This window comes from Methylobacterium sp. J-030 (assembly GCF_022829545.1).
Lineage (GTDB): Bacteria > Pseudomonadota > Alphaproteobacteria > Rhizobiales > Beijerinckiaceae > Methylobacterium.
In genome coordinates this window covers 1-9,005 of record NZ_JAKSYM010000261.1, presented here as the reverse complement: position 1 = coordinate 9,005, position 9,005 = coordinate 1, and the positions used below count along the sequence as shown (strand labels likewise).

Annotated in this window: 12 protein-coding genes and 1 pseudogene; 9 read left to right on the top strand and 4 right to left on the bottom strand. The window is 63.5% G+C overall.

All coding sequences use genetic code 11. The features are described 5' to 3' along the window. The 8 genes from MKK75_RS19025 to MKK75_RS18990 form a co-directional block, all read left to right on the top strand. A partial coding sequence (locus MKK75_RS19025; RefSeq protein WP_244044091.1) for a hypothetical protein occupies positions 1-387 on the top strand: 387 nt, incomplete at its 5' end. A 91-nt stretch (positions 388-478) separates the two neighbouring features. Then, positions 479-901 (top strand): hypothetical protein, encoded by a 423-nt coding sequence (locus tag MKK75_RS19020; RefSeq protein ID WP_244044090.1) that lies wholly within the window; start codon positions 479-481, stop codon positions 899-901. Between the two features lie 79 nt (positions 902-980). Beyond that, on the top strand, positions 981-1,220 hold the full coding sequence (locus MKK75_RS19015; protein ID WP_244044089.1) for a hypothetical protein: 240 nt from the start codon (positions 981-983) through the stop codon (positions 1,218-1,220). Positions 1,221-1,785: 565 nt separating this feature from the next. After that, entirely contained in the window at positions 1,786-4,098 is a 2,313-nt protein-coding gene (locus MKK75_RS19010; protein WP_244044088.1) for a TonB-dependent receptor, read from the top strand. 3 nt (positions 4,099-4,101) lie between these two features. Further along, positions 4,102-4,785: a Fe2+-dependent dioxygenase gene (locus tag MKK75_RS19005; protein ID WP_244044087.1), complete on the top strand. Its 684-nt coding sequence runs from the start codon at positions 4,102-4,104 to the stop codon at positions 4,783-4,785. A 17-nt stretch (positions 4,786-4,802) separates the two neighbouring features. Beyond that, positions 4,803-5,747: a tonB-system energizer ExbB gene (gene exbB, locus MKK75_RS19000; protein WP_244044092.1), complete on the top strand. Its 945-nt coding sequence runs from the start codon at positions 4,803-4,805 to the stop codon at positions 5,745-5,747. 15 nt (positions 5,748-5,762) lie between these two features. Then, positions 5,763-6,248 carry a TonB system transport protein ExbD gene (exbD, locus tag MKK75_RS18995; RefSeq protein WP_244044086.1) on the top strand — a complete coding sequence of 162 codons (486 nt, stop codon included), beginning with the start codon at positions 5,763-5,765 and terminating at the stop codon, positions 6,246-6,248. An 11-nt stretch (positions 6,249-6,259) separates the two neighbouring features. Continuing rightward, positions 6,260-7,051 (top strand): energy transducer TonB, encoded by a 792-nt coding sequence (locus MKK75_RS18990; RefSeq protein WP_244044085.1) that lies wholly within the window; start codon positions 6,260-6,262, stop codon positions 7,049-7,051. A gap of 87 nt (positions 7,052-7,138) precedes the next feature. Here the strand turns inward: MKK75_RS18990 and MKK75_RS18985 are convergent, their stop codons facing one another. From MKK75_RS18985 to MKK75_RS18970, 4 genes are all read right to left on the bottom strand, one after another. Next, a complete protein-coding gene (locus MKK75_RS18985; protein ID WP_244044084.1) occupies positions 7,139-7,402 on the bottom strand; it encodes a hypothetical protein in 264 nt (87 codons plus the stop codon). A 185-nt stretch (positions 7,403-7,587) separates the two neighbouring features. After that, positions 7,588-7,827, bottom strand: a complete 240-nt coding sequence (locus tag MKK75_RS18980; RefSeq protein ID WP_244044083.1) for a hypothetical protein — start codon at positions 7,825-7,827, stop codon at positions 7,588-7,590. Between the two features lie 55 nt (positions 7,828-7,882). Then, the gene (locus MKK75_RS18975; protein WP_244044082.1) at positions 7,883-8,047 is read right to left on the bottom strand and encodes a Flp family type IVb pilin; all 165 of its coding nucleotides are present in this window, start codon (positions 8,045-8,047) and stop codon (positions 7,883-7,885) included. 124 nt (positions 8,048-8,171) lie between these two features. Further along, positions 8,172-8,435: a hypothetical protein gene (locus MKK75_RS18970; protein WP_244044081.1), complete on the bottom strand. Its 264-nt coding sequence runs from the start codon at positions 8,433-8,435 to the stop codon at positions 8,172-8,174. 343 nt (positions 8,436-8,778) lie between these two features. Here MKK75_RS18970 and MKK75_RS18965 point away from each other — a divergent pair. Then, positions 8,779-9,005 (top strand): annotated as a pseudogene (locus MKK75_RS18965) (helix-turn-helix domain-containing protein); the annotation flags it as partial.

The following is a 9,005-nucleotide window of genomic DNA, read 5'->3' as shown; positions in this document are numbered from 1 at the left end:
CCCGCCCCCAACCTTGTCGCCATGCTCGACCTCGCGTCTGCCACGATCGACGAGCTGCAGGATATTCGGGACTTGGCCGACGCGGTCGGCTCCGTGGCCTACGCCTACACCTGGGGGCCGCGCTGCGGGACGCGCCGGGGGCGCTATGGGGGCATCGAGCCCAATGGCATCGGCAAGCTGATGCATTGGCTGGGCGATTCCCTGACCGAGGTCGAGAGTGCGGCCGAACTGGACGTTTGGCGCCGAGCGCCCGGCACACAGGTCGATCGCGAGACCCGTCTGTCGATGTGCGCCGTGACGACTATCGACGGCGGCGACCGTGACGCGATCAAGGCCTTTGCTCATGAGCTGCTGGCCCACGCCGAGGCCGAGCGCGAGGGCCGCTGATAGCGCCCCCCCCCCTTTTTTTGCCGCCGTGCGTACCGCCCCGGCTGGACCCCGCCGGGCTTTCCCTTCCTTGCGACCCGAGACCATCACCATGGGCGACGTGCTCACTTTCACCCCGCGTCCGATGCCGGTCGCGATCGTGTCCCCGCCGCCGCTCACCGGCCCGGCCCTACGCGCCAGCCTGGAGGAGGCGGCACAGATCGCACTGGACGCCGCGGACCGCATCATTGCCGTGCTCGACGGCATAGACGGCGACGCGGACCTTGAGGACGGCGCGGACGCTGAACCGTCCCTGGCCGCGCCCGCGAACGCGACCGGCTCGCAGATGACATGGTTGCGCGGGGACGACGCCGACCGCGAGGCCGACCAACCTGAGACCGAGATGGGGGAAGTTGCCGTGATGCTCCCGCCGGCCGAGCCGCAGGAGATGGCCCAGATCCTGCCGTGGCGCGGGCGCGGCAACGTCATCGCGGCGGTCGGTGTGGCGCTGCTCGACTTGCTGGAACTCGCGTAGAGGAGAGACGGCTAGAAGCCTGTATTGCCCGCGGCTGAGCTGGTTCCATCAGGAGCGAAGCCGCTCAAGGAGAGATGGCGTGGACGAACTCAACGGCCGCATGCTGGGCTTACAAATCCTACTCACTGGCGTCATCGCGCGCATGGCAGGAGAGAAGCGTGATCCCGTCGGGTTCCTTACGGAGTTCCGCGATGAGATCCAGGCGGTGGTGCGCGGTATTCGAATAGCTGGATCTGACGATAACGCGGCCATACGCGCCAGTGCCCTTTGCGCGATCGACGAAATGTTCTCGCTCATGAAGCCCCCGAGTGAGGACTGAATGCCCGGCGGATTGCGTGAGCGAAAGGGTTTGTTGGATCTCGTCTCCGGCAGACCTGCGCTATTAATCCGCGACGTCTGCTCCAAACCGCGCAAGGCTGTTGATTGTTGCTATCATGTAACACTGGCCCGCGGTTGCTCGCCTGCGGGACAGTGAAGCTCTGAGAAGGTTCGATAACTTGCTGACACTGCAACGTTTTTTTTAATTATCGAAGATTTTGTAGTTGTTATTTGTAATAGATCAAAACTGGCGCGCCTGCGGAACAGCGGTTATATCCCCGTTTGGAACTGACTTATTATTACAATTCTAATGTTGATTTCTTGACTCGGACAGACGGGTAGCTTTCACGCTTGTCTATTGCCAAGCGGTTTAAACGCTCGTGGTTGGAGGCAAGAGTACTGTGCTGCGTCAATCACGCATTCCGACATCACTGCGTCTTCAACCGATATATGGTCGCAAACCGACGTTCTCTACATCAACGGGAGCGCTAGGCTTGGCATGCGCGGCGGCGGGATCGGTCGGCAGCGCGGAAGCACAGTCGGGACCAGCTACAGCGCTGCCTCCGATGACAGTAGATGCGCCCATCGCGCGGCCTCGCCCACCGGCGCCAAAGCCGAGCCAGGCACAGGTCAAAGCTCGTACCGCCCTCAGACAGGCCGTTCGGACGCAGCGGCGCGCGACAGCTCCGCCGGTCGTTGCCCCGGCTCCAAGCATCGGCACATCGACAGGAACGGGCACTCCGGCTCAAGGCGTCGGTGATCCGAGTAGGGACCCCTACGCCAACCCGAACTCTCCCTATCAAGCGCTCAACGTCGCCTCTCCTCGCTTCACGCAGCCGATCCTCGACACGCCAAAATCGATCACCGTGCTGACGCGCCAGGTGATCGACGACAAGAACGCGACGAGCTTCCGCGAGATCGCGCGCACGACGGCGGGCGTCACGCTCGGTACAGGCGAGGGTGGCAATGCCTTCGGCGACCGCTTCTTCATCCGCGGCTTCGATGCGCGCAACGACGTGTTCGTCGATGGCATCCGCGATCCCTCCGTTAGCGTGCGCGAGAACTTCTTCACCGAACAGATCGAGATCCTGCGCGGTCCGGCCTCGAGTTTTGCGGGCCGCGGTACTGCGGGCGGTGCGGTCAACATCGTGACCAAGCAGGCAACGACGTTCGGCGACTTCTACAAGTCGGAGGGGCAACTCGGGACCGACAATACCCGGCGCGTCACGCTGGACCTAAATCAAGTCGTGAGTCCTGCCCTCGCGATCCGCGTGAACGGCCTGTACCAGGAGGCCAACGTAGCGGGCCGCAAATATGTGTTCGACGACCGCAACGGTGCCGCCGTCGCGGTGACGCTCAAGCCAGCCGATGGCTGGACGTTCAACGCCAACTACTTCCACACGGATTTGAACAGCCTGCCCGACTTCGGCGTGCCGTTCAACGTGCAGTCGCGACGCCCGTTCACCGAGAGCATCGTCCCGCGCGATACCTACTATGGCTTCGTAAACCGCGACTTCTATCGTGTACAACAAGACATCGGCACGCTTGTGTCGGAATACGCGCCCAGCGAAGATTTTAAGATCACCAACCGCTTCCGCGCCGGACACTCGGTGCTCGATTATGTTGGGACGCTGCCGGAGCGGCCAGTCATTCCCGGCAATGGCAATCTCTATGGCACGACGCTGAGCCTCAACCCACAGAGCCGTTATCAAACCGTCGACGTCGTGGCCGACACCACGGATGCGACCTTCAAGTTCGCGACTGGCCCGATCTTGCACACCGCGGTTCTCGGCACAGAGTTCAGCCGCGAGGCTGTCAGCCGCGATACCTACGCTGGGCTGCGTTCCGAGAATTCGAACCTGGGAACCACCGGTATCTTCAGCGGTACCGGAAGCTTATCCGGCGTCAACATCTTGGCGCCACCGAACCTTCTCCCCTTTAGTACCAAGCCATATTTGACGGGCAATCCGGCATACATTCCTGTCGATACGAAAGCCGGCTACCTCATCGAGACGATGAACTACCAGGACTTCGTCCTGCTGAACGGCGGCGTCCGCTACGACGACTACAACATCTCGTCGACGCAGGGCACGAGTTCAGCGAGCGTGCATTCGGGCAACCTGAACTACAACATCGGCCTGACGCTGAAGCCCCAGCCTTGGCTGAGCGTCTACGGCGCCCACGCTACCTCGTCGAACCCGGTTGGGGCAGAACTCGACGCCTCTGGCTCGGCCTATGGGGGGCTCAGCGCGACCTTCACGGGCAACCAAGTTTTCAAGCCGGAGCAGAACACCGCCGACGAGGTCGGCGTAAAGGCCGAGCTGTTCGACCGGCGTCTCTTAGCGACGTTTGCAGTGTTCCGCACGCTCAAGGAGAACGCCCGTGAGACGCTCGGCACCGGTACCGCTCAGTTCATCGCGGCCGATGCGGCATACCGGGTCGAGGGCGTCGACCTAGAGGTCGCCGGCAAGATCACCGACGATTGGAGCGTGTTCGGCGGCTACGTGGCGATGGACACCAAGGTCACGAAGTCGGGCGACCCCACGGTGATTGGCAATCGACTTGCCAATATCGCCCACCGCTCGTTCAGCATGCTGTCGAAGTATAGGATCACGCCGTGGCTCGAATTTGGGGCCCAGGCGATCAACAATTCGCGCATCTCGGGCGGCACTCTTGCGGCCAACGCCAACGTCCTGCCCTCGTACTGGCGGTTCGACGCCTTCCTCGAATACAAGGTCAACGAGAACCTGAACGTCAAGCTGTACGCGCAGAACCTTCTGGACCGGCGCTACTACGACGCGTTCTACCGCAGCGATGCGCCGTTCGCGTTCATCGCACCGGGTCGGGCGGTGTACCTCATCGCGCAAACGAAGTTCTGATCGATGCTGCTCTGCATCCCGGAGGTCCTGAGCAAGACGGAGGTCGCCGACTTCCGCCGCATCATGGACGCGGCCGAGTGGGAGGACGGCCGCTCGACGGCGGGCTCCCAGTCAGCGATGGTCAAGCGCAACGAGCAACTCCCTCCGGGCGGCGAAGTCGCCCGGCATTTAGGCGGTCGGATCGTCAAGGCGCTGCTCGCCAACCCGCTGTTCGTTTCGGCCGCAATCCCGCTTCACATCTTCCCGCCGCTATTCAACCGCTACGGCGAGGGGCATCGTTTCGGAGTCCACGTCGACAACGCCGTGCGCGGCGATCCGGCGACGGGAATGCGTATCCGCACCGATTTGTCGGTGACCTTGTTCCTGGCCGAGCCGGACGCCTATGACGGCGGCGTGCTCGTGGCCGAGGATTACTACGGTTCGCAGGAGGTGAAGCTGGCCGCCGGCGACCTCGTCCTGTACCCGGCCTCCAGCCTGCACATGGTCACGCCGGTAACCCGGGGTACGCGGGTGGCCTCGTTCTTCTGGCTCCAGAGCATGGTTCGCAGTCCCCAGGGCCGCAGCCTGATCTACGATTTGGACACCGCCATTCAAGGCCTCGTGGCGGAACTCGGCCGCGATCACGAAGAGGTGGTGAAGCTGACCGGCATCTACCACAATCTCATCCGGACCTGGGCCGACCTATGAGCCATCGTCGTTGGCCCATGCATCGGGTGTCGCTCGCAATCAGCTTCGCTGCAGTGCTCACGCTCGCAGGCCCATTGCGCGCGCAGCTCGGCCCCCCGACGGATCATTCCGTTGCAATCGCACCGCCGGTAAGTTCCACACCGGTCGCGACCGCTCATCCCGCGGATACCACCCCAACCTCGGCCCCGCCCCCAGCCCAGGTCGATGGTGCACCCGCAAGGCCGCTTGAGCCGGTCGCAAACGGGATCCCGCGGACTGCGGCGCCAAACGCGCACGAGCTGTCGCCATGGACGATGTTCCTGAACGCCGACATCCTCGTGAAAATCGTGATGGCCGGGCTGGCGCTCGCCTCCGTCGTCACCTGGACGATCCTCGTCGCGAAGACGATCGAGCTCGGCCTTGCCCGTCGCTCGCTTGCCCGTGCTCTGTCCCGTACCGCCGGCGCGGTCAGCCTCGGTGAAGCTGGAGCAGCGCTTGGCAAGCACCAAACCGTGCTCGACCGTCTCGTGGCCGCCGTCGTCGACGAGATGTGCATCTCCCCCGGTACCTCAGATGGGATGAAGGAGCGCGCTGTCTCGCGCTGCGCCGAGATCGTCAAAGCGGAAGGTCGCACCGCGCGTCGTGGCATGGGCGCACTGGCCACGATCGGCGCGATCTCACCCTTCGTTGGGCTGTTCGGCACGGTTTGGGGTATCATGAACAGCTTCATCGGCATCTCGAAGGCTCAGACTACCAATCTCGCGGTAGTCGCTCCCGGCATCGCCGAAGCGTTGCTCGCCACCGCCATCGGGTTGGCTGCGGCGATCCCAGCGGTGATCATCTACAACCACTTCGCCCGGGCTACGCGCTGCTACGGCGATCTCGTGCAACGGGCGTCGGGATCGGTGATGCGCCTGCTCTCACGCGATCTCGACAGGCGTCGCGACGCTGGGATGTCCCCGCTCCCGCAAGCTGCAGAGTGAACGGGAGCTGACGTCATGGCGATCGCGCTGGGCGGCGACGAGGACGACGGCGACGAGTTCGGCGAAGCGCACGAGATAAACGTTACGCCGTTCATCGATGTGATGCTGGTACTGTTGATCATCTTCATGATCGCGGCGCCACTCTCGACCGTTGACCTGCCGATCGACCTGCCCTCCTCGTCGGCCGTACCGCAGAAGAAGCCGGATAAGCCAGTCTATGTAACGATCAAGGCCGACCTTGAGCTGGCCATCGGTGAGACGCCGGTGAAACGCGTGGATCTGGCGCGCGCGCTCGACACGCAGACCGATGCGAGCCAAGGGGGTGGTAAGGATCGGCGTCTCTTCCTCCGGGCCGACCGCGCGGTGCCCTACGGCGAGATGATGGATGTCTTGGAGCTCCTGCGCGCGGGCGGCTATCTCAAGGTGGCGCTGGTAGCGTTGGAGGGTGGACCGGGCGACGCCGCATCGCGCTCGCCGGACCGACCTGCCTCAGCGCACTGAGGCTGTTGGCGATGAGCGGGACCGATCCCGGCGGGCGGACAAGTCTATACTGGCAGATTTGGGTGGCAGCGGTCGCGCTTGTAGTCAGCCTTCACGCGGGCGGTCTCGTTTATGCCATCACCTACGTGCCAGCGGACGAGGCGGACGACCTCGGTGCGGCGGCGCTCGAGATCGACATGGAGATGACCGCACCCAGGCGTGAACCGACCGACCTGCCGCCTGGGCCCGAGGCGGAGGACGCTGCGGCCTCGCCGGCCGTCGTCCAGCAACAAGCGGTCGAGGATCCAACGGAACTACCCAAAGCGTTACCGACCGAGACAGAGGATCCTGATCGCATTGTAGCGCCGGACGCGACGCGCAAACCTCAAGAAGATGAGCCGAAGCTTAGGGCGGTCGAGACGAGCCCGTCACAGGAGTCGGTAGCCTCGGAAGCGGCGGCCACGCCATCGTCCGAGACGATGAAGGAGGGCCCGCGTTCGACGGCGCCTGCCCTTGGCACGGGGGAAAGCGCGCGGCGGATCCGCACGACGTGGCAGAAACAGTTGCTGGCCCATCTCGACCGGCACAAGCGCTACCCCGGCGGATCGAGCCGCCCAACGGGCCAAGTAACGGTGACTTTTGTGCTCGATCGGCTCGGGCGAGTGTTATCAGCGAGTGTAGTGAAAAGTTCGGGCGACGGTGCACTGGACGATGCTGCTTTGGTGATGATGAAGCGATCCGACCCGGTACCAGCACCACCGCCTCTTGTCGCTGACGAGGGACTTACCTTTTCTATTCCGGTCGTGTTTCGAGCGAAAAGGTAGGAACCGAATAAACCGAAAGTCGAACATTCAGCGGGCGACTGCCTACCCGGCTCGCCGCAGCGGGCTTTTTCGTACTGCAGCCGAGGGTCAATTCCATGCCTTACGCCGATTACCGCTGAAGGACCCCATGCCGACTGCGTCGACCATCGTGTCAAAAGCGGCTCGGGCATCCGCATCGGTCGCAAAAGTAGTGTCCCATCGGATGCAACCGGAGGTGTGAACTACCTCCATGCGCCAACACTCCGGCGTGCCCGGGAAGCGATAGATTTCGACCTCGACCGTTTCGCCATCCCGCGTGACGGGGCCAGATAGCGGAGAGTGATCGAAATCGCAGTCCTCCTCGGCCATCATCGACCTTTCCCGGTGCTCACCTCTGAGCGCACTTATCAGACACGATCCCGGTTCGGGATATCTCCAGCGCCGGCTCATCGACGGCTCAATAACCGGCCGCATGTATCCTGCCCCTAAGCCGCGTTGCATATCGGCTCTACCGCAGAGCTGGCCCCGCCCTGATCCGCTTACGGGGCGGGGCCGTGCTATGGCTCGACGGGTTTGCCGGACGGTGCAGCAGTCCCGTAGCGCTCCTTCAAATCGGCTTGCCCGGCATCGGTGATCCTGTACTCGACACTGTCGGCGGACGGATCGGTTCGCCCGGTTGCGGCGACCAAGCCCAGGGTTTCCAGACGTCGCATGTAGACGCTGACCTGATAGAAGCGCGGGCCGGTCTCAGCGAGCATCTGAAGCCGGTACAGGCTGGTAGGGGGAAGCTTGTGCATCGCCTGTCGATGTACCGTTGGGTAATCTGCGCGTTAAGCTTGGTGGCTGCGTCGATCAGTTGAGGTTGCCGGCGATGGCCGTGAACTTCGCGGCGAGCCTCGACCCTACTAGCCTCAGAGAGGTGATGATCACGACGGCGATCAGAGCGGCAATCATACCGTACTCGATCGCGGTGGCGCCGGTCTCATCATGCACGAAGCGTTGCAGCAGTTGAGGCATCGCACGGATCCTGCGCCAATCCAGGCTCACAGGTCTGTGATATCGTGTGTCTGTTTACGGTCTGTGAAGGGATGTGCACCGGGCACTTTTTGAATTCTCGCTCTCGACCTCAAGCCCCGACGGATTACGGCGGCGTCGGGTGCGCCGCCATGACGGCCGCCGCCAGCACGGTCCGGAAGGCCTTCTCCTGCGGCCCTGATCGATCGACGGCCCCAAAGGCCGGCGTGGCGTTTACGAGTGCCGCGATGTCGATGCTGTGCCCACTGGCAAACCGGTAGGGGCCGGCCGCCGGTTCCCGCAGGTAGAGGTCGATCGCCGCGACAACCTCTTGGCTGGTGATGATGCCCGCCTTGCGCAGGTCTGCGAGGGTCGAAGGTCCGGCCGGCATGGTCGCGCTGATCATTCCCTGACGTTGACTTAACCGTGTGACCCGGCCGACATGCCATGTCCGGCTGACGCGCGCCTCGCGCGAGTCGCCGGCGCCATCAGGAGATCACGCCGCCGCAAGTCGAACCCTGAAAAGCCAACGGGCCCCCGGTCGCCAAACCGGAAGCCCGTCGAAATCGAGAGTGGCCTTGTGGGCCGTCATGCAACCCCCACAAGCCACGAGGCGCCCCCGGGCGTCAAGCGGGAACGCCAATTCCCGCGACGATGAGGCTTTGCCTGTGGACCGGATCGCCCCCTGCGGCGGCTCGGAACGGCTCGTTGCGGCCCGAGAAGGGCCGAGACACGTGTTTGCAGACGAAATCCGCCGCGCAATCGAGGCGGCTGACCGAATCACTCTGCCGTCTGTGACAGCCCTGCTCTGGCGTGCCTTCGGGGAGGGGAAAGTCACCGAGGCCGAGGCAGAGGTGCTGTCTGTTCTCATCGAAGAGCGGACACTGTCCACAAATGGACCCCGATCGGCACAGAACCCGAACGACTCAGCAACTGCCACACCTCAAACAGGGGAAGCGGC

Coding starts and splice junctions, on each gene's coding strand:
- MKK75_RS19020 (WP_244044090.1), top strand. CDS start 479: ATGGGCGACGTGCTCACTTTCACCCCGCGTCCGATGCCGGTCGCGATC.
- MKK75_RS19010 (WP_244044088.1), top strand. CDS start 1,786: ATGACAGTAGATGCGCCCATCGCGCGGCCTCGCCCACCGGCGCCAAAG.
- MKK75_RS19005 (WP_244044087.1), top strand. CDS start 4,102: ATGCTGCTCTGCATCCCGGAGGTCCTGAGCAAGACGGAGGTCGCCGAC.
- exbB (WP_244044092.1), top strand. CDS start 4,803: ATGCATCGGGTGTCGCTCGCAATCAGCTTCGCTGCAGTGCTCACGCTC.
- exbD (WP_244044086.1), top strand. CDS start 5,763: ATGGCGATCGCGCTGGGCGGCGACGAGGACGACGGCGACGAGTTCGGC.
- MKK75_RS18990 (WP_244044085.1), top strand. CDS start 6,260: ATGAGCGGGACCGATCCCGGCGGGCGGACAAGTCTATACTGGCAGATT.
- MKK75_RS18985 (WP_244044084.1), bottom strand. CDS start 7,402: ATGATGGCCGAGGAGGACTGCGATTTCGATCACTCTCCGCTATCTGGC.
- MKK75_RS18980 (WP_244044083.1), bottom strand. CDS start 7,827: ATGCACAAGCTTCCCCCTACCAGCCTGTACCGGCTTCAGATGCTCGCT.
- MKK75_RS18975 (WP_244044082.1), bottom strand. CDS start 8,047: ATGCCTCAACTGCTGCAACGCTTCGTGCATGATGAGACCGGCGCCACC.
- MKK75_RS18970 (WP_244044081.1), bottom strand. CDS start 8,435: ATGCCGGCCGGACCTTCGACCCTCGCAGACCTGCGCAAGGCGGGCATC.